The following is an 18,716-nucleotide window of genomic DNA, read 5'->3' as shown; positions in this document are numbered from 1 at the left end:
CAATGTTGAAGGTGATGACCCCATCGTGAGCTGAGCGCTTCCACAGTGATTTTCGAGGCGGGGAGGCGTAGGCCTCCCCGGTTCGTTTATGGAAACCACATGAAAATTCTGATCGTTGGGCCCAGTTGGGTCGGTGACATGGTGATGGCGCAGACACTTTTCCAGTGTCTCAAGCAACGCCACCCGCAATGCGAAATCGACGTGCTGGCCCCCGAGTGGAGCCGGCCGATTCTTGAGCGTATGCCCGAAGTTCGCCAGGCCTTGAGCTTTCCGCTCGGTCACGGTGTTCTGGATCTGGCGACGCGTCGGCGCATCGGCAAATCCCTGGCCGGCCAGTACGACCAGGCAATCCTGCTGCCCAATTCCCTGAAGTCGGCGCTGGTGCCGTTCTTTGCCGGCATCCCGAAACGCACCGGCTGGCGTGGCGAGTTCCGCTATGGCCTGCTCAATGACGTGCGCACGCTGGACAAAGATCGTTATCCGCTGATGATCGAACGCTTCATGGCCCTGGCTTACGAGCCGGGCGTTGAGCTGCCAAAACCGTATCCGCGCCCGACGCTGCAGATCGATCCGGTAACCCGTGAAGCGGCACTGGCCAAGTTCGGCCTGACCCTCGACCGTCCGGTGTTGGCGCTGTGCCCCGGCGCCGAGTTCGGCGAGTCCAAGCGCTGGCCGTCCGAGCATTACGCCAAGGTTGCCGAAGCGAAGATACGCGAAGGCTGGCAAGTCTGGCTGTTCGGTTCGAAAAACGATCACGCCGTGGGCGAAGACATCCGCGCACGTTTGATTCCCGGCCTGCGTGAAGAGTCAGTGAACCTCAGTGGCGGCACTTCGCTGGCCGAAGCCATCGATCTGATGTCCTGCGCCGATTCGGTGGTGTCCAACGACTCCGGCCTGATGCACGTCGCCGCCGCGCTGAACCGCCCGCTGGTAGCGGTCTACGGTTCGACGTCTCCGGGTTTCACGCCACCGTTGGCCGAACACGTCGAAATCGTACGCCTGGGCATCGAGTGCAGCCCGTGCTTCGATCGCACCTGCCGTTTCGGCCATTACAACTGCCTGCGCCAACTCATGCCGCAGGCCGTGAACGAAGCCTTGCAGCGGTTGCAAGGCACTGTGGTCGAGGTCAAATAGCTTGCGGGTTCTGTTGATCAAGACTTCTTCGCTGGGCGATGTCATTCATGCGTTGCCGGCGTTGACCGACGCGGCGCGGGCGATTCCCGGCATCAAATTCGACTGGGTGGTGGAAGAAGGCTTTGCCGAGATCCCGACCTGGCATCCGGCGGTGGGCAAGGTGATTCCGGTGGCGATCCGTCGCTGGCGCAAAAACATCTGGCAGACCATCAAGAGCGGTGAGTGGAAGCGCTTCAAGCAAAGCGTTCGCGCCACGAAATACGACTTGGTGATCGACGCCCAGGGCTTGCTGAAAAGCGCCTGGCTGACCCGTTATGTCAAGGCGCCGGTGGCCGGCCTCGATAAAAGTTCGGCACGCGAGCCAATCGCTGCACGCTTTTACAATCGACGTCTGGCCGTTGCCCGAGGCCAGCACGCGGTGGAGCGAGTGCGTCAGCTGTTCGCCATCGCGTTGGGCTATGACTTGCCCAAAGGCCTGGGCGACTACGGTTTGAATGTCGAACGCCTGGTGGAATTGCCGCGCAAGAATCCTTACGTGGTGTTTCTGCATGGCACCACCTGGGACACCAAGCACTGGCCTGAAGCCTATTGGCGCGAGCTGACCGAACGGGTCGGCTACCTTGGCGCAGGGGTGAAGTTGCCTTGGGGCAATGCCCAGGAGAAAGCCCGCGCCGAGCGCATCGCCGCGGGTTTCAAGCACGCCGAAGTGTTGCCAAAATTGAACCTGGCGGGTGTCGGCAAAGTGCTGGCCGGCGCGCAAGCCTGCGTGGCGGTGGACACCGGCCTGGGGCATCTGGCCGCCGCGCTGGATGTGCCGACGCTGTCGCTGTTCGGTCCGACCAATCCGGGACTGACCGGTGCCTACGGCAAATCGCAGATTCACCTGGCCAGCGACTTCCCCTGCGCGCCGTGCCTGCAAAAGAAATGCACTTACCAACCGACGGCCGAAGATGCCCGTCAGTTTGATCTGAAACGCGAGTGGCCATTGTGCTTCACGCGACTGAATCCCGAGCGTGTCGCCAGCCGACTGAGCACGTTGTTACTGGCTGAGGAGCTGCGCTGATGCAATTGGCATTTGTCTTGTACAAATATTTCCCGTTCGGCGGCCTGCAGCGCGATTTCATGCGCATCGCCCTGGAGTGCCAGAAGCGCGGCCATCAGATTCGCGTCTACACGCTGATCTGGGAAGGCGACGTGCCGCCGGGCTTCGAAGTACTGGTGGCGCCGGTCAAGGCGTTCTTCAACCATCGGCGCAATGAGAAGCTCAGCGAATGGATGGAAGCGGACCTGGCCAAGCGCCCGGTCGACCGCCTGATCGGCTTCAACAAGATGCCGGGCCTGGACGTCTACTACGCCGCCGACGGCTGCTTCGAAGACAAGGCGCAGAACCTGCGCAACTCGCTGTACCGCCGTTGGGGCCGCTATCGCCACTTCGCCGAATACGAGCGCGCAGTGTTCGCCAGGGACGCCAAGACCGAAGTGTTGATGATTTCCGAGGTCCAGCAACCGCTGTTCATCAAGCATTACGACACGCCACTGGAACGCTTCCACCTGCTGCCGCCGGGCATTGCCCAAGATCGTCGCCGGCCGGCCGATGCCGACGAAATTCGCGCAGGGTTCCGCGCGGAATTCGGGCTCAAGGATGACGAACTGCTGCTGGTGCAGATCGGCTCCGGGTTCAAGACCAAAGGTGTGGACCGCAGTCTCAAGGCGTTGGCGGCATTGCCCGCCGAGTTGAAGAAGCGCACCCGGCTGTTTGTAATTGGCCAGGATGACCCCAAGTTATTCCAGATGCAGAGCGCGACTTTGGGGCTGGGCGATAACGTCACGTTCCTCAAGGGCCGCAGTGACATACCGCGATTCCTGTTGGGTGCCGATCTGTTGATCCATCCGGCGTACAACGAAAACACCGGCACGGTTTTACTCGAAGCGCTGGTGGCCGGCTTGCCGGTACTGGTGAGCGCGGTGTGCGGTTACGCCCATTACATTGCCGAGGCCGATGCAGGCCTGGTGCTGGACGAACCGTTCGATCAGGCGCAACTGACGCAGTACCTGACCGGCATGTTGAACGACGCTCTGGCAAGGGCGGCCTGGAGCCGCAATGGTCTGGCCTTCGCCGAAACGGCCGACCTCTACAGCATGCCGCAGCACGCGGCCGATGTGATTCTGGCGGAGCACGCTTAAATGAAGTTGATGCTGGCTGAACCGTTCAAAAGCCTCTGGGCCGGACGCGACCCGTTCGCCGAAGTCGAGGGGCTTGAGGGCGAGGTGTACCGCGAGCTGGAAGCACGCCGGACATTACGCACGGAAGTCGACGGCAACGGGTTTTTCGTGAAAATCCACCGTGGTATCGGCTGGGGCGAAATCTTCAAGAACCTGCTCACTGCCAAGCTTCCTGTACTGGGGGCGGGGCAGGAGTGGAAGGCCATTCAGCGCCTGCAGGAAGTCGGCGTGCCGACCATGACCGCCGTTGCGTACGGCGAGAAGGGCAGCAACCCGGCCGACCAGCACTCGTTCATTGTCACCGAAGAGCTGGCGCCTACGGTCAGTCTCGAAGATTTCAGCATCAACTGGATCAGGCAGCCACCCGAGCCAAGACTCAAGCGCGCGCTGATCGCCGAAGTCGCACGCATGACCGGCATGATGCACCGCGCCGGGGTCAACCACCGCGACTGCTACATCTGCCATTTCCTGCTGCACACCGACAAACCGGTGACCGCGGACGACTTCAAGCTCTCGGTGATCGACCTGCACCGCGCCCAGACCCGTCCGGCGATCACCATGCGCTGGCGCAACAAGGACCTGGCGGCCCTGTACTTTTCGGCCCTGGACATCGGCCTGACCCGCCGCGACAAGCTGCGTTTCCTCAAAGGTTATTTCCAGCAGCCGCTGCGTCAGATCCTGAGTGAAGAGGCGTCTTTGCTGACGTGGCTCGACGGCAAGGCCAACAAGCTCTACGAGCGTAAACAGCGATACGGGGATGCGCTCTGATGTCGGGTTGGAGACTGGAACCGGCCTACAGCGACCTGGCCGATGACTTCGGCAGCCTCGAGGCTGTGTTTGCATTGCAGGGCGAGCAATTGACCAGTGACCTGCTTTCGGAGGTCATCCGTGTCGAGCGCAATGGCGTCAACTATTATGTCAAACGGTATGTGGGCGCTGGCAAAGGCTTGCGTCGCTACCTCGGCAAGCCTCGGGTGAAGATGGAATGGCAGAACCTCAAGCGCTTCGCCAAGTGGGGCATCCCCACTGCCGAAGTGGTGGCCTGGGGGCTGGAACGGCGCGGTGCGGCCTACGCTCGCGGCGCGATGATTACCCGGGAACTGCCGAATACCGAAGACTTGTCGGCGCTGGCCGAGCGACGCGATCCGAAACTTTCGGATCGCGTCTGGGTCGATACTGTCAGTCGTCAGTTGGCCGAATACACCCGGAAAATGCACGATCACCGCTTCACCCATAACGATTTGAAGTGGCGCAACCTGCTGATCGACGATGAGGCTCGAGTGTTTTTGATCGATTGCCCCAACGGCGATTTCTGGCGCGGTTTCTGGCTCAAGTACCGTATTACCAAGGATCTGGCGTGCCTGGACAAGGTCGCCAAGTATCAACTGTCGGCTACCCAGCGCCTGCGCTTTTACCTGCAATACCGCAATCGGACCCGGCTCAACGCCGCGGACAAAAAACGCATCCGGCACGTGGTGAGATTTTTCGAGGGACGCGAATGACCGATTTTCTGGCCGCCGAGGACCGAGCGCTACTTGAGCGCCATGGCCTCGGTACGTTCGAGGCACTCTGGGCCATGCAGCTCGAAGCGGTGGATGAACCCAACACCGGTCGCGGCGGCTGGAGCAGCGTGTTTCGGCTGAATCTGGAAGGTCATGGTTTCTACCTCAAGCGCCAGAGCAATTACCTGACCCGCACCTTGCGCGCGCCGTTCGGCGAGCCAAGTTTTGCACGCGAGTTCCGCAACATCTCCCGTTACCAGAAGCTGGGGATTCCGGCTCTGGAAGCGGTGTTTTACGGGGAGCGCAAGGTCAATGGCGAGGTCCACGCGATCCTGCTGACCCGTGCCCTGGATGGTTGGGACGACCTCGATTCACTGTTGCAGCGCTGGGCTGAATTGAGCCCCGAGCAGCACTCGGAAATCCTCAAGGCCAGTGGTGAACTGGCCCGGCAGCTGCACGCTGCACGCCAGGTGCATGGTTGCTTCTACCCCAAGCACATTTTCATGCGTGCCACCGGAAACGGCTATCAGGCTCAATTGATCGATCTGGAAAAGACCCGGCCGCTGCTGTACGGGCAGCGTGACCGAATCAAGGATCTGGAACCGCTGACGCGCCGTGCGCCCGAGTGGGGCGATTCGCAACTGCGGGAATTGCTGGCCGCCTATCTGGATCAACCGCAGGAAAGCACACTGATCGACAGTTGGCTGCAGCGTCTGACGTCGCGGCGCGGCCAGAAGGGGCCACGTTGATGCGTTTGTCCGAATTGAAGTCCGCCGGCCGCAATCCGGTTTTGCCGCTGAACATATCGCTGGCCGACGCTGCCGGCCCCGCCGATTTACAACTGCTGAGCCTGTTGCGGGTGTTGCCGGGGCAGCGTTATGTCGGTGCCGGCGTCTGGCGTGGCCGACCGGTGCTGGCCAAGTTGCTGGTCGGTAGCAAGGCGCCGCGGCATTTTCAGCGTGAACTGGACGGCGTGCGCCTGCTCTCTGCCCAGGGGCTGACCACGCCGCAACTGTTGGCCGACGGCCTGAAAGAGGGTGAGGGTGGTTGGCTGCTGTTCGAGTTTCTGGAAGGCGCCGAAAGCCTGGGTGATACCTGGAAGCAGGTCGAAAATTTACCTGTGTTGTCCGACGGACAGGGAGCGGTGTTGGCCGAGGCATTAGGTGCCATCGGTCAAATGCACCGCAAAGGACTGTGGCAGGAAGACCTGCACCTGGACAACCTGTTGCGTCAGCGTGGTCGTCTGTACTTGATCGACGGCGCCGGGATTTGCTCCGAAACGCCTGGGCAGCCGCTGTCACGGCAGAAAGTCCTGGAAAATCTCGGGGTGTTCTTCGCCCAGTTGCCGAAGTCGCTTGAGCCCTTCATTGAAGAATTGCTGGTGTATTACCTGCTCAGCAACGGCGAACACGCCCTGCCGATGGAGGCTTTGCAGAAGCAGATCGACAAGGTCCGCAGTTGGCGCCTCAAGGACTTCCTGAACAAGATCGGCCGCGAGTGCACGCTGTTCAGCGTCCAGCGCGGGGCCTTCGGATTGCGGGCGATTCGCCGCGAGGAAGAACCGTCGATGTTGCCGGTGCTGGAGCGCGCCGATGCCTTGCTCGATCAGGGGTATCTGTACAAGACCGGCGGTGCGGCGAGCGTCGGCAAGGTCGTGGTGGATGGCCGCACGCTGGTGATCAAGCGCTACAACATCAAGGGTTTTGCCCACTGGCTCAAGCGTTTCTGGCGTCCGAGCCGGGCCTGGCATTCATGGCGCGAAGGCAATCGCCTGGCGTTCCTCGGGATTGCCACACCCAAGCCGCTGGCGTTGCTGGAAAAACGTTTTCTGTGGTTGCGTAGCCGGGCGTACCTGATCACCGAGTATCTGCCGGGGTCGGACATCATCGAGCGTTTTGCACCGTATGTTGAGCGTGGCGATGCACCGGAAGCCGAGCTGGCGGCGCTGGACCACCTGTTCGCCGAGCTGATTCGCGAACGCATCAGTCATGGCGACTTCAAGGGGCATAACCTGTTCTGGCAGCAGGATCGCTGGACGTTGATCGACCTCGACGCGATGTGCCAGCACGGTTCCCTCGGCAGCTTCGCCCCGGCGTATGCAAGGGATCGCGCGCGGTTCATGCGTAACTGGCCGGAGAGCAGTGCGTTGTATCAGGTCATCGATCAGCGTCTTCCCAAGGACATCTCCGGCGCTGGCTGAATCAGGACCTTCGGTCCTTTCGCGAGCAAGCCCGCTCCCACACTGGCTCTCCAGTGCACACAATATTTGTGTGCGACATAGACCCAATGTGGGAGCGGGCTTGCTCGCGAAAGGACTACCCGACAACCCCTGATTGGCCAGTGCCCCGGATTTTATGGGCGCCCAAGAGCTTGCCACTTGCGGCTAGAGGTTTGCCGCTGCTTTTACGCTATAATCCCGCCCTTTAGCTGTCTCTCGCCCCTTGCGAGGGCACATTAATTTTTGAGGCGCTTGCGCCTGCATGCAGACTAAAGAGGCTAGACCCCTGTGGCATTGACGATTCTTGGCCTGTCCGGCGCCCTTAGCCATGATCCTTCCGCAGCCCTGTATATCGACGGCAAGCTGGTCGCGGCGGCTGAAGAAGAGCGCTTCGTACGCGATAAACATGCAAAGAACCGCATGCCCTACGAATCGGCAAAATTCTGCCTGGAGCAGGCCGGTATCAAGCCGTCCGATGTCGACGTGGTAGCGATTCCATTCGCACCGATCAGCCTGTTCGGCAAGGCTCGCTGGCAGTATGCCAAGCGTTACTGGTACGCCCCTGACCGCGCCCTCGACGCGATCCTGATGGGCAACCGTCGCTACAAGCGCTATCGCAACAAGATCGTCTGGTGCCTGGAGCAACTGGGTTTTGATCCGAAGAAGATCAAGATCGAGCCGGTCGAACACCACCTGGCCCACGCCTCCAGCGCATATCACTGCTCCGGTTTCAAAGAGAAAACCGCGATCCTGGGCATCGACGGCAAGGGCGAGTACGCCACGACCTTCTTCGGTTATGGCGAAAACGGCAAGATCCACAAGATCAAGGAATTCTTCGATCCGGACTCCCTCGGCGGGCTGTACGGCGCGATCACCGAGTTCCTCGGTTTCGATATGCTCGACGGTGAGTTCAAGGTCATGGGCATGGCGCCGTACGGCGACGCCAGCAAATACGATTTCTCGCGCCTGGCTTCGTTCGAAAACGGCGAGCTGGTGATCAACACCGACTACGCCAACGTCATCGGCCTGCGTCGCTACAAAGAGAAGGGCAAGGGTTATTACTTCTCGCCGAAGCTGATCGAGTGGCTGGGTCCGAAGCGCGAAGGCGACATCGCCGACGAGCCTTACATCCACTACGCCGCGAGCATTCAAGCGCTGTTCGAAAAAATTTCGCTGCAGATGATCGACTACTACCTGGGCGACGTGCTCAAGGAAACCGGCAAACTGGCCTACGCCGGTGGCTGTGCGTTGAACGTCAAGCTCAACCAGAAAATCATCGCTCGCGACGACGTCAAAGAACTGTTTGTACAGCCCGCATCCGGTGACGCCGGTACAGCCGTCGGCGCCGCGGCCTATGTGTCCCACGCCCGTGGCGTACCGGTCGAGAAGATGGAACACGTCTACCTCGGCCCGTCGTACAGCAACGAAGACGTGATCGCGGCCTGTGCCCGTCACGCCAACAAGCCGACGTGGCGCAAGCTCGACAACATGCCGGAGCAGATCGCCAGGATCATGGTCGACGGCAACCCGGTGGCCTGGTTCCAGGGCCGCATGGAGTTCGGTCCGCGTGCACTGGGTGGTCGCTCGATCATCGGCTGCCCGAGCGTGCCCGGCGTGGCCGATCGCATCAACCACCAGATCAAGTTCCGCGAGCGCTGGAGGCCTTTCTGCCCGTCGATGCTCGACACCGTGGCGCCGCAGATGATCAAGATCGATCACCCTGCTCCATTCATGACCTTCACCTTCGAAGTGGCGGAAGAATGGAAAACCCGCGTGCCGGAAGTCGTCCACGAAGACGGCACCTCCCGCGCCCAGGTGCTCAAGCGCGAATACAACCCGCGCTACTACGACATGATGAAAGCGCTGGAAGTGCTCACCGGCAACGGCGTGTCGCTCAACACCTCGCTCAACCGTCGCGGCGAACCGATGATCTGCTCGCCGACCGATGCGCTGAACATGTTCTTCGGTTCGGATCTACAGTATCTGATCATGGAAGATATCCTGGTGGTCAAAGAGGGCGCGAACGCCTATGACACGTTCGGCTGAACGCCATGTGCTGCAGTTCTGCCACGGCTATGACGGGCCGTTTCTGGACTGTGCACGGCAGTACGCCAGCCTGTTCGCGGGGACCGGTTATCGCGTGACCACGGTGTTCCTCACCGGGGTCGCCGATGCCGAAGTCGCCGCGGGCTGCGCCTCCGACGAAGTGCTGTTCATGGAGTACAGCTCCAAGGCGATTCGTGGCCTGAAGCTGGGCGCCATCGGCGATCTGCGCAAGATCGCCGCGTCGCGCAACTTCAGTTTCTGCATCGCTCATCGCTTCAAGCCTATCTATATCGCCCTGCTCGGTACGTCGTTGCCGGTCATTGGCGTGCACCACGGGTTTGAAGACTACAAGCGCGGCAGCCGCAAACTGTTCGCCCATATATTCCGCAAACGTTTGAGCCTGCTCGGTGTGTCCGACGCGGTGCGCGACGACATGCGCAGTTGCCTGCCGAAGTGGCCGGCTTCGCGAATTCAGACGTTGTACAACCGCATCGACGTGGATGCCTTGCAAGCCACGCAGGTGTCGGCTCGCGAGGCCCGGGAAACCCTCGGGCTGGCGGCGGATGCCTGGATTGTCGGCAACGTCGGACGCCTGCATCCGGACAAGGACCAGGCCACGCTGCTCGATGGTTTCGCCGAGGCATTGCCGCAGTTGCCAGCCAACAGCCAGCTGGTGATTCTCGGCAAGGGGCGCCTGGAGGAAAACCTCAAGGCTCAGGCCCGCGAGCTGGGTATCGGCGACCGGGTGCTGTTCCTCGGCCAGGTGCCGGATGCACGCAACTACTTCCGCGCCTTCGATGTGTTCGCCCTGAGTTCCGATCACGAACCGTTCGGCATGGTGCTGCTGGAGGCCATGGCCGCCGGCGTACCTTTGCTCGCCACGGCGTGCGGCGGAGCGAAAGAGGTGGTCGAAGGCGTGGGTATCCTGTTCCCGTTGGGCGATGCCGGACATCTGGCCCAGGGGCTGCAACATCTGGCCGGCATGGATGATCAGCAACGCCGACAGTGTGCCGAGTTGATGCTCGAGCGCTTGCGCGAACGCTTTTCCGACCGCGCCGTGCGCGATGCTTTCTGGCACTTGCCGCACGTTACCGAACTGGCACCGAGGGGCTGATGCTCAACCGATTTCAAGGCTGGCGCGAGCGTGGCTGGGCGGTAGTCGACGCCTCGACTTACGCCGAAACCTGGCAGCGTTATGGCGGCAGCGTCGCGACTCATCCGATGGTGGTCGAGCGGCTGGCGAAACTGGCCGACATTCCGGTGCGTTACCTGGCCTGGGTGCAGGCTGGCGAGGTCAAGGCAGCGATCCCGACCTGGGGCCGCGACCTTGCTTTGTCCAAGGACGTACTCAAGCGTCGCGGCAAGAAAGGGCTGTTCGATCTGGGCAACGCCGAGATCATCCTGCCGGCCGCTGCCGATGCCCAGGCGCCATTGCGCCATCGCGGGCGCTATCTGTCGGCGTTGAACGAGGGGCGGTTCACCGGCATCAGGTTGCAGACAGAGCAACTGGCCATGGCTCGCACCCCCGAAGAGCTGTCGAAGAAATTTCGCTACAACCAGCGCCGCGAATTGCGCCTGCTGGAAGAGGCCGGGGGCGTGGTGCGGCCGGTGTCCGAGTTTTCCAGCTTCGATCTGGCAGCGATTTATTGCGACCTGTTCCAGCGCCGCTGGGGCTTCCCGGCGACAGGCGCCGAACGCATGGCCGAGGTCGTCGAGTTGCTGCGCGAGTGGCTGATCGGTTCGGTGATTTTCCTCAACGATGCGCCGATCGCGATTCAACTGGTGTACCGCGTCGAAACCCCGCAGTGGATCAGTGTCGAGTACATCAACGGTGGGGTCGATCCCGAAACCCGTGAGTTCAGCCCCGGCAGCGTGCTGAGTTTTCTCAATACGCAAAGCGCCTGGGAACATGCCCGGGCGCAGGACAAGCCGTTGCGCTTTTCCTTCGGGCGCGCCGACCGTGAATACAAGGATCGCTGGTGCAACCCCGTGCCGGTCTTCACCGTATGAGCCAAGCCATGAGCCGCAAACAGCAACTGCTCAAGCGCCATCGGCGCAATAAACGCATCGGCCTGTTGATTGCGCTGGTGCTGTTGATCGTCATCGGTGGGCTGGTGGCCTGGTGGTTGCCGCTGGTGCTTGCGGTTCTGGGCTGGATTGCCCACGAAGCCTGGTTTGCCGACCATCTGTTCTACTCACCGAAAGACGATTACCAGTACAACTTTCCCCCGTACACGCCACAGCCCAAGGTGCACCTGAACGGTGAACATTTGCGGCTGGACGAGGGCGTGATGCTGGTCGACGACGCGACGCTGGTGTTGGCCCTGCGGGTAAAAAGCACCTGGCTGGGACGGTTTGTCGATCCGGTGGTCGAGTTGCTGGGGGGCGAAAACCCTGACCGGCAAACTTTCGAGCGGGGCGTAAACGGCCTGCGTTATCTCAATCTCAGTGGTCAGGCCCAGGCGCTGTCACGTGGTGACCTGCGCTTGCGCGGGCGTTACTGTCGCGTGCTCGGCGAGCCCGTGTTGTGGGCACTGGAGCATCCGGATTACCGGCGTCAGCGGGTAATGGTCATCGCGCCCCACGCCGATGACGCCGAACTGGCGGCCTACGGTTTGTACAGCCAGGCCGAGGAAACCTGGATCGTCACGCTGACCGCCGGTGAAATCGAAGCCGAACACTATCAGCAGATGGGCCTGAACAAGGTCGATGCGGCCCGCTTGAAAGGCCGCCTGCGCGCCTGGGACAGCATTGCCGTGCCGCGTTGGGCCGGTGTGCCCGAGGCTCACTGCGTACAACTGGGTTATTTCTGTCTGCAACTGGCGAGCATGCAGGCCGCGCCTGCCGTGGCGGCGGGATCGCGGGAAGCGGACCTGAGCGATACCCGGCTATTCCGCCAGTTGAATCCTTTCGCGCTACCGGGCGATGCCGATGGCGCGCCGACCTGGAACAATCTGCTGGCGGATCTGCGCGAGTTGTTGCTGCGGGCCCGGCCCGAGGTCATCGTCCTGCCGCATCCGACCCTGGATCCGCATCCCGATCATCTCTGTGCCCAGGCGGCGGTCCTTGAAGCCTTGCAAGGCCTGGACTGGCAACCGACCACGCTGCTGGGCTATGCCAACCACTTGCACGACAACGACCGCTGGCCGATGGGCGATACCGGTGATGGCATCGCCTTGCCGCCCGCCTTCGACCTGGCCCAACCGATGCAGCCTTATTGCCTGCCGATGCCGCTGGAACAACAGCGAGACAAAGCCATGGCGCTGGGCATGATGCACGACCTGCAACCGGCGATGCCGTTCAAGCGCCGCTTGCGTCGGTTGATACAACGGTTGTTGGCCGGCCGGGTGCCGCCCACCTATGGCGAGAACGAATTCTTTCGCAAGGCAGTCCGGCGCCACGAGCTTTTGTGGTCCCTCAAGCACACACCAGGCAATGTTTCTCAGCGGGGAGAGTTATGAGTCAGCGGTCAAAGGTCCTGCAGCTGCAGCCTGACTACAACGTCAAAGCCCATGATTTCGCCGACCTCGCGGAGCAAATCGTCAAGGCCCTGCCCAGTGAGCGCTTTGAAGTGACCGCCGCGTTTTTGCGCGGCAAACCCGGGCCGGGCGACGCGGTGAGCCGGGCCGACCGTTCGGTGTACTTCGAGTTTTCCGACAAGTCCCTCAAGGGCATGCGCCTGCGGGCGATGTGGCAGCTGTACAAGTTCTGCCGTCGGGAAAAATTCGATGTGGTGATCTGCAACCGCTTCAAGCCGGTCAACATGATGCTTGCACTCAACCGCTGGTTGAAAGTGCCGTTGTGCATCGGCATTTCCCACGGCTTTGGCGAGTACGACCGGTTTTACCGGCGCCGCCAGACCCAGCGCCTGATCGATCGTCACTGGCGTTTCGTTGGTGTGTCGCCTGCGGTGAAACAGTATCTGCTGGACTGTGACTGCGGTTTCACCGACCAGAATACCTACGCCATCACCAATGCCATCGACATCGAGCAAGCCGAAGGTCTGCAGCACAGTCGTGAAAAGGCCCGTGAAATGTTGGGCATCGATCCGTCGGTGCGGCTGATCGGTGCGTTGGGGCGACTGGTGCCGGTCAAGGGCCATATCTATTTGCTGCAGGCCTTTGCCGCACTCAAGGACAAATACCCGAACACCCAGCTGGCGATTATCGGTGCCGGTCGCGAAGAGTCGCGCCTGGCTGCGGAAATCGACCGCCTCGGCCTCAGCGGTCGTGCCCATTTGCTGGGGTTCAAGGAAATCGCCCTGCAGTACATTCGCGCGTTCGACATCTGGACCATGCCTTCCCTGGCCGAAGGCCTCGGGCTGGCGCTGCTTGAAGGCATGAGCGGGCATTTGCCGGTGATTGCCTCGAACGTGCCGGCCATGTTGCCGCTGATCGAGGGGGCCGGTGGCCTGGCGATTACGCCGAAGGATGTACCGACGCTGCAAGCTGCGCTGGACACCTACCTCGGGCTGTCGGATGACGAGCTCAAGGCCAGGGGCGAGCAGGCCTTCCGTTATCTGCAGCAACACCATGACATCGAGGTCTTCCGTCAGGAATACCTGAACCTGATCGACTCCGGCCTGGAACAGGCCCGCAAGGAACAACCATGAACGACGCGCAACCCATCGTCACGGTCATCATCGCGTCGTATAACCATGCCCCCTACATCGAGGAAAGCATTCTCAGCGTCCTCAACCAGACCTATCAGAACATTGAGTTGCTGGTGATCGACGATGGCTCGAAGGATGACAGCGTCGAGCGGATCAAGGTGTTGCAGGCCACCCATGGTTTCGACTTTCGGGTTCAGGAAAACCAGGGGCTGACCAACACCCTTAATGGTGCGATTGCCCGGGCAAAGGGCAGCCTGATTGTGCCGTTCGGTTCGGATGACATCATGTTGCCGGAGCGAATCGCCACCCAGGTCGCTCATATGGACGGCAAGCCCGAGGTCGGGATTTGCGCCGGCAACATCGAGCTGATCGATGCCGACGGCAATCTCTACCCCGAGAAGCGCCAGCGTCGGGATGTGCCGTTCCGTCGTCTGGACTTCGATGACATGTTTCTGGAGCGCAAGCCGTATCCTCCGGCACCCACCCTGATGATCCGTCGCGAAGCGCTGGACAAGGTGGGCGGTTTCGACCCGACCATTCGCCTGGAAGACTTGCTGATCGAGTTGAAGGTGACCCATGCCGGTTACTTCATCGATGGTCTGAACGTGTTGATGGCGCGCTATCGCAAGCACGCCACCAACTCCTACAAGAACCACCGCTTCATGATCGACAGCATATTGCGCACCTACGCACTCTTCAGCGACCACCCGTTGTATGACGAGGTGCGTTACAAGTTTCTCAACTCCATGTTCCTCAAGACCGCCAACCGAGATCGCAAGCTGGCGCGGGAGTTACTGGCGCAGATTCCGTTCAAGGCCTGGAACAAGAAGACCTGGCGCGGGCTGGGCCGGATGTATTTCTCACGGTTGGAGAAAGACTGAGCCATCGCCGGTTTGCGCAAAGATCCAGGTAATGAACGAGTGGTGCTTGAGCACGCCGAAAACCAGATACCCGCGTAAGCCGCCATCGCGATAAGCGGGTTGGTTTCTGTCATCAGTGAGCCTGGGCCGGAGGACTCCCGGCCAGCACTTGCCTGTGCAAGTTATCCACGTCGGCTTTCGACGCCGCTGCGGCGTATCCCTGCAGTAGCGCTTCGAAGTGGTCCTCGAACAGCCAACGCCGATCTTCTGCGTAGCGCTGCATATGGCGCAGATTACGCCGGCGCAGGGAAGGGCTCAAAGATGAAGGGTAAATGCGCAGGTCGGCCAGGTCGATCAGGCCGAACTCGCCGTCCTCCAGCACCAGCACATTGCCCAGGTGCAGGGAACGGAAGTAGATCCCTTGCTGATGCAACTGAGCCATGAACTTGCCGAAACGCTCCACCAGTGCCTGACGCACCGCCGGGGCGGTGATGCCTTGCAGGATCTGGCGCAGCGTGTTGCCCGGCAATGGAGAGTAATGCACAGCGGTGCTGCCGTCCTCGAACCGGTATAGGTCGAGGATGTGTGGCGTCGGGATGCCCATGTTGCGCAGTTGCACGCTGTTGACGGCAAAGCGATCGGAATAGGGCGTGAAGCTGCCCGAGGTGTACCAGCGGCGACGGCGGAACAGCTTGAGAAAGCTGCCATCGGTCAGGCGCATGACTTTGGGGCCCAAGCCATCCTCCTCGATGACCCTGGCATCGGCCGTCAGCTGTTGCAGGGCACTTGGCGTCGCGGTCTTGATCGGCATGTCCAGCAGGCGCCTGGCCCGTTGATTGATGCTCAATGCGGCAATCAGTGCCAGGGGTATCCACAGCAGGAACCAGTGCTCCTTGGGGCGAGAGATAATCCCGCCACCCTCGGTCAGGCCCGCACCGATACCGAAGGCCAGCCAGGCTGAGGCAATGATAAACAGCGGTTGCACGCGATGGCGCCGGCTACTGATGAAACTCCACACGAGGAAGAACAACCATGGCAGCAGGCCGATAATACCGACGTAGAAGAGCACGCCCAGGGCGAAGTTATGGGGTTCCTCAAGGGGGTAGCCGACACCTGGGTCCAGGGTTAGCTCGGCGTTGTAGCCGTGCCCGATCCATGGATGTTCAGCGATCTTGTCCAGGGCCAATTGCCAGAGCTCAATTCGGAAGGAGCTGCCTCGTTCGAAGATTTTGTCCGCAAACAGCACGAGCGTTGCCGTTCCCGCGATGAACATGGAGCCAAGCATGAAGACCGAGCGTCGATTCCAGCAGATGAAACACAGCCATAGCGCAGCCAGCGTCAGCGCGACCAGTGGGGTCCTGGAACCGGTGGCCAGCACGGTGGCGAACATGATCGCCATCGCCGGTATGCTCAACCAAAGTATCTGGTGTCGCTTGCAGGTCATGCTCAGGCTCAGCCAGTAGGTACAGAAAAAGCCGAAGACGTGAGAACTGAGCAATGGATTGTCGAATGCGCCGACACCGATCAGGCGCATTTCCGGTTGGTAGATCTGGCCGAACCTGTACAGGTTGTAGACAGAAGCGATCAGCGCCACCATCGCGGCGCAGAACAGCAGGGGCTGAATGATTTCACTGCGATAGCGCACCAGCAGGTAGCAGCCGACGAACAGAAACAGGGTATGCAATGGGGGTTTGAACTGACCAAACTCGATGTCGTCGCCTGGCCCCCAGCACAGGCTAAGCAGTGCCCACGCCACAAACAGCAGGACTGCAATGACGACCGGTTCGTGCAGCAGTTCTTTACTGAACCGCGGACGCAGGCACAGTGCAATCAGTGCCGGAATGCTGAACAGACCATAGTAAAGCTTGTGAAGCACACTGCGCCCCGGCAGGAAAAACAGCGCACAAAGCAGTAATAAATAACCGAGCGGAAGAATCCACAGACAAATGAAATCGAAGATTCTATTGGACGTGCTGTTCAAAGCGTTTAATTGCATGCTGAGTAACTTATTCCTGAATTGAGCGACCGTACCAAGGCAGGGGCATTAGGTGGCTATTTGACGCGCCACAATACACAGACTGTATGCGATTGCCAGAACCCTGGGGAAGCTGTGCTAAAGTCAGCGTCCTTTTCATCGACATTCGCGTGATATGACCGACTCCAGTCTCTCCGCAAGCCCATCGAGCTTGAAAATCTACTTCCGCCTGCTCGGCTATGTCCGGCCGTACATCAGCCTGTTCCTGATCAGCATCGTCGGTTTTCTGATTTTCGCTTCGACGCAGCCAATGCTGGGCTACATCCTCAAGTACTTCGTCGACGGTCTATCCAACCCTGAAGCGGCGTTGTTTCCAACCGTGCCCTACCTGCGGGATCTGCAACTGCTGCAGGCGGTGCCGTTGTTGATCATCCTGATCGCCGCGTGGCAGGGGTTGGGGTCGTACCTGGGCAACTACTTCCTGGCCAAGGTTTCCCTGGGCCTGGTCCATGACTTGCGGGTCCAGCTGTTCAACAACCTGCTGGTGCTGCCAAACCGGTATTTCGACAAGCATAACTCGGGGCACCTGATTTCACGCATCACCTTCAACGTGACCATGGTCACGGGGGCGGCAACAGATGCGATCAAGGTCGTTATTCGTGAAGGCATGACGGTGATCTTCCTGTTTGCCTCGCTGCTGTTCATGAACTGGCGCCTGACGCTGGTCATGGTCGCCATCCTGCCGCTGATCGCCATCATGGTGCGCACGGCCAGCAAGAAATTCCGCAAGCAGAGCAAGAAAATCCAGCTGGCCATGGGGGACGTGACACACGTGGCCTCGGAGACCATTCAGGGCTATCGCGTGGTGCGCAGTTTTGGCGGTGAAGCCTATGAAGAGAAGCGCTTCTTCGACGCCAGCCAGGGCAATACCGACAAGCAGTTGCGCATGACCCGTACCGGCGCCATCTACACACCGCTGCTGCAATTGGTGATCTACACCGCCATGGCCGTGCTGATGTTCCTGGTGCTGTTCCTGCGTGGCGATGCGTCCGCCGGCGACATGGTGGCCTACATCACCCTGGCCGGCCTGCTGCCCAAGCCGATTCGCCAGCTGTCCGAAGTCAGCTCGACCATCCAGAAGGGTGTGGCCGGTGCCGAAAGCATCTTCGAGCAACTGGATGTCGAGCCCGAAGTCGATACCGGTACCGTCGAGCGTGATGTGGTCAGCGGACGCCTGGACGTACGCAACCTCAGCTTCACCTACCCTGACACCGAGCGTCAGGTGCTCAATGACATCAGCTTCTCGGTCGAGCCCGGGCAAATGGTGGCGCTGGTGGGGCGTTCGGGCAGCGGCAAGTCGACCCTGGCCAACCTGATTCCGCGTTTCTATCACCACGACAGGGGCGAAATCCTCATCGATGGCGTCGAAGTGGAACAGTACAAATTGTTGAACCTGCGTCGGCATATCGCCCAGGTGACTCAGCACGTGACCCTGTTCAGCGACACCGTGGCCAACAACATCGCTTATGGCGACCTGGCCGGCGCACCTCGTGAAGACATTGAGAAAGCGGCCAAAGATGCCTACGCGATGGACTTCATTGCGCAATTGCCTGAAGGCCTGGACACCCAGGTCGGGGAAAACGGCGTGCTGTTGTCCGGTGGCCAGCGTCAGCGCCTGGCGATTGCCCGGGCGCTGTTGAAGAATGCTCCGCTGCTGATTCTCGATGAGGCGACTTCGGCACTCGATACCGAGTCCGAGCGGCATATTCAGGCAGCGCTGGATCAGGTCATGAAAGGTCGCACCACGCTGGTGATCGCTCACCGCTTGTCGACCATCGAGAAGGCTGACCTGATCCTGGTCATGGATCAGGGGAAAATCGTCGAGCGTGGCACCCATGATCAACTGCTGGCGCAAAACGGCTACTACTCGCGCCTCAACGCGATGGGCCTCGACGCCCCGGCCGAAGACATAGCCTGACCCCGAAAGGGTTCGCCCTTTCGCGAGGGTGCCGTCGTCTGGCGTAATGCTGTTCAGTTAAGGATTCTGTAGGAGCGAGCTCGCTCGCGATGGACTCAAGAGCGCCGCGTTTAGTCAGTAAACACGCGGCATCGTTAACGACCATCGCGAGCAAGCTCGCTCCTACAG

General features: G+C 60.6%; 15 protein-coding genes. 14 read left to right on the top strand and 1 reads right to left on the bottom strand.

The annotated features are described in order from the left end of the window. The first annotated feature begins 99 nt into the window (after positions 1-99). The 13 genes from waaF (at position 100) to AC07XF_RS25265 (ending at position 14,616) form a co-directional block, all read left to right on the top strand. Positions 100-1,134, top strand: a complete 1,035-nt coding sequence (gene waaF, locus AC07XF_RS25325; protein ID WP_310064251.1) for a lipopolysaccharide heptosyltransferase II — start codon at positions 100-102, stop codon at positions 1,132-1,134. A 1-nt stretch (position 1,135) separates the two neighbouring features. Further along, on the top strand, positions 1,136-2,197 hold the full coding sequence (gene waaC, locus AC07XF_RS25320) for a lipopolysaccharide heptosyltransferase I (RefSeq protein ID WP_495028675.1): 1,062 nt from the start codon (positions 1,136-1,138) through the stop codon (positions 2,195-2,197). Beyond that, positions 2,197-3,318, top strand: a complete 1,122-nt coding sequence (locus AC07XF_RS25315) for a glycosyltransferase family 4 protein (protein ID WP_495028674.1) — start codon at positions 2,197-2,199, stop codon at positions 3,316-3,318. Before waaC ends, AC07XF_RS25315 begins: the two co-directional genes overlap by 1 nt. Then, positions 3,319-4,125 (top strand): lipopolysaccharide core heptose(I) kinase RfaP, encoded by an 807-nt coding sequence (gene rfaP, locus AC07XF_RS25310; protein WP_495028673.1) that lies wholly within the window; start codon positions 3,319-3,321, stop codon positions 4,123-4,125. It abuts the gene before it with no gap. Continuing rightward, positions 4,125-4,859: a lipopolysaccharide kinase InaA family protein gene (locus tag AC07XF_RS25305; protein ID WP_495028672.1), complete on the top strand. Its 735-nt coding sequence runs from the start codon at positions 4,125-4,127 to the stop codon at positions 4,857-4,859. Before rfaP ends, AC07XF_RS25305 begins: the two co-directional genes overlap by 1 nt. Beyond that, complete coding sequence (locus AC07XF_RS25300; RefSeq protein ID WP_495028671.1) at positions 4,856-5,608, top strand: lipopolysaccharide kinase InaA family protein; 753 nt, start codon at positions 4,856-4,858, stop codon at positions 5,606-5,608. Before AC07XF_RS25305 ends, AC07XF_RS25300 begins: the two co-directional genes overlap by 4 nt. Continuing rightward, positions 5,608-7,059, top strand: coding sequence for a lipopolysaccharide kinase InaA family protein (locus AC07XF_RS25295; RefSeq protein WP_495028670.1), 1,452 nt, complete (start codon positions 5,608-5,610; stop codon positions 7,057-7,059). The genes AC07XF_RS25300 and AC07XF_RS25295 overlap by 1 nt, the downstream gene beginning before the upstream one ends. A 306-nt stretch (positions 7,060-7,365) precedes the next feature. Beyond that, entirely contained in the window at positions 7,366-9,123 is a 1,758-nt protein-coding gene (locus AC07XF_RS25290) for a carbamoyltransferase family protein (RefSeq protein WP_495028669.1), read from the top strand. Next, complete coding sequence (locus AC07XF_RS25285) at positions 9,107-10,237, top strand: glycosyltransferase (protein WP_495028668.1); 1,131 nt, start codon at positions 9,107-9,109, stop codon at positions 10,235-10,237. Before AC07XF_RS25290 ends, AC07XF_RS25285 begins: the two co-directional genes overlap by 17 nt. Next, complete coding sequence (locus AC07XF_RS25280) at positions 10,237-11,133, top strand: antimicrobial resistance protein Mig-14 (protein WP_495028667.1); 897 nt, start codon at positions 10,237-10,239, stop codon at positions 11,131-11,133. The genes AC07XF_RS25285 and AC07XF_RS25280 overlap by 1 nt, the downstream gene beginning before the upstream one ends. Before the next feature lie 8 nt (positions 11,134-11,141). Further along, positions 11,142-12,584, top strand: coding sequence for a PIG-L family deacetylase (locus AC07XF_RS25275; RefSeq protein ID WP_495028666.1), 1,443 nt, complete (start codon positions 11,142-11,144; stop codon positions 12,582-12,584). Continuing rightward, positions 12,581-13,735 (top strand): glycosyltransferase family 4 protein, encoded by a 1,155-nt coding sequence (locus AC07XF_RS25270; RefSeq protein WP_495028665.1) that lies wholly within the window; start codon positions 12,581-12,583, stop codon positions 13,733-13,735. The genes AC07XF_RS25275 and AC07XF_RS25270 overlap by 4 nt, the downstream gene beginning before the upstream one ends. Further along, positions 13,732-14,616 (top strand): glycosyltransferase, encoded by an 885-nt coding sequence (locus tag AC07XF_RS25265; RefSeq protein ID WP_495028664.1) that lies wholly within the window; start codon positions 13,732-13,734, stop codon positions 14,614-14,616. Before AC07XF_RS25270 ends, AC07XF_RS25265 begins: the two co-directional genes overlap by 4 nt. Positions 14,617-14,728: 112 nt before the next feature. On the opposite strand, the gene AC07XF_RS25260 is transcribed toward AC07XF_RS25265, so the two are convergent. Next, positions 14,729-16,591 carry an O-antigen ligase family protein gene (locus AC07XF_RS25260; protein ID WP_495028663.1) on the bottom strand — a complete coding sequence of 621 codons (1,863 nt, stop codon included), beginning with the start codon at positions 16,589-16,591 and terminating at the stop codon, positions 14,729-14,731. Between the two features lie 154 nt (positions 16,592-16,745). On the opposite strand from AC07XF_RS25260, the gene msbA reads away from it, so the two are divergent. Further along, positions 16,746-18,548, top strand: a complete 1,803-nt coding sequence (msbA, locus tag AC07XF_RS25255; RefSeq protein WP_495028662.1) for a lipid A export permease/ATP-binding protein MsbA — start codon at positions 16,746-16,748, stop codon at positions 18,546-18,548. The last annotated feature ends 168 nt before the right edge of the window (positions 18,549-18,716 follow it).

The organism is Pseudomonas sp. GW821-FHT01C01, from assembly GCF_059422645.1.
Note: the sequence above shows the minus strand (reverse complement) of the source record. Positions and strands in the feature narration are given on the sequence as shown.

Excerpts from the sequence above, each read along its gene's own strand:
- AC07XF_RS25260 (WP_495028663.1), bottom strand. The coding sequence starts at position 16,591 with ATGCAATTAAACGCTTTGAACAGCACGTCCAATAGAATCTTCGATTTC.
- AC07XF_RS25285 (WP_495028668.1), top strand. The coding sequence starts at position 9,107 with ATGACACGTTCGGCTGAACGCCATGTGCTGCAGTTCTGCCACGGCTAT.
- AC07XF_RS25295 (WP_495028670.1), top strand. The coding sequence starts at position 5,608 with ATGCGTTTGTCCGAATTGAAGTCCGCCGGCCGCAATCCGGTTTTGCCG.
- AC07XF_RS25305 (WP_495028672.1), top strand. The coding sequence starts at position 4,125 with ATGTCGGGTTGGAGACTGGAACCGGCCTACAGCGACCTGGCCGATGAC.
- AC07XF_RS25280 (WP_495028667.1), top strand. The coding sequence starts at position 10,237 with ATGCTCAACCGATTTCAAGGCTGGCGCGAGCGTGGCTGGGCGGTAGTC.
- AC07XF_RS25270 (WP_495028665.1), top strand. The coding sequence starts at position 12,581 with ATGAGTCAGCGGTCAAAGGTCCTGCAGCTGCAGCCTGACTACAACGTC.
- msbA (WP_495028662.1), top strand. The coding sequence starts at position 16,746 with ATGACCGACTCCAGTCTCTCCGCAAGCCCATCGAGCTTGAAAATCTAC.
- waaF (WP_310064251.1), top strand. The coding sequence starts at position 100 with ATGAAAATTCTGATCGTTGGGCCCAGTTGGGTCGGTGACATGGTGATG.
- AC07XF_RS25300 (WP_495028671.1), top strand. The coding sequence starts at position 4,856 with ATGACCGATTTTCTGGCCGCCGAGGACCGAGCGCTACTTGAGCGCCAT.
- AC07XF_RS25265 (WP_495028664.1), top strand. The coding sequence starts at position 13,732 with ATGAACGACGCGCAACCCATCGTCACGGTCATCATCGCGTCGTATAAC.
- rfaP (WP_495028673.1), top strand. The coding sequence starts at position 3,319 with ATGAAGTTGATGCTGGCTGAACCGTTCAAAAGCCTCTGGGCCGGACGC.
- AC07XF_RS25315 (WP_495028674.1), top strand. The coding sequence starts at position 2,197 with ATGCAATTGGCATTTGTCTTGTACAAATATTTCCCGTTCGGCGGCCTG.
- AC07XF_RS25275 (WP_495028666.1), top strand. The coding sequence starts at position 11,142 with ATGAGCCGCAAACAGCAACTGCTCAAGCGCCATCGGCGCAATAAACGC.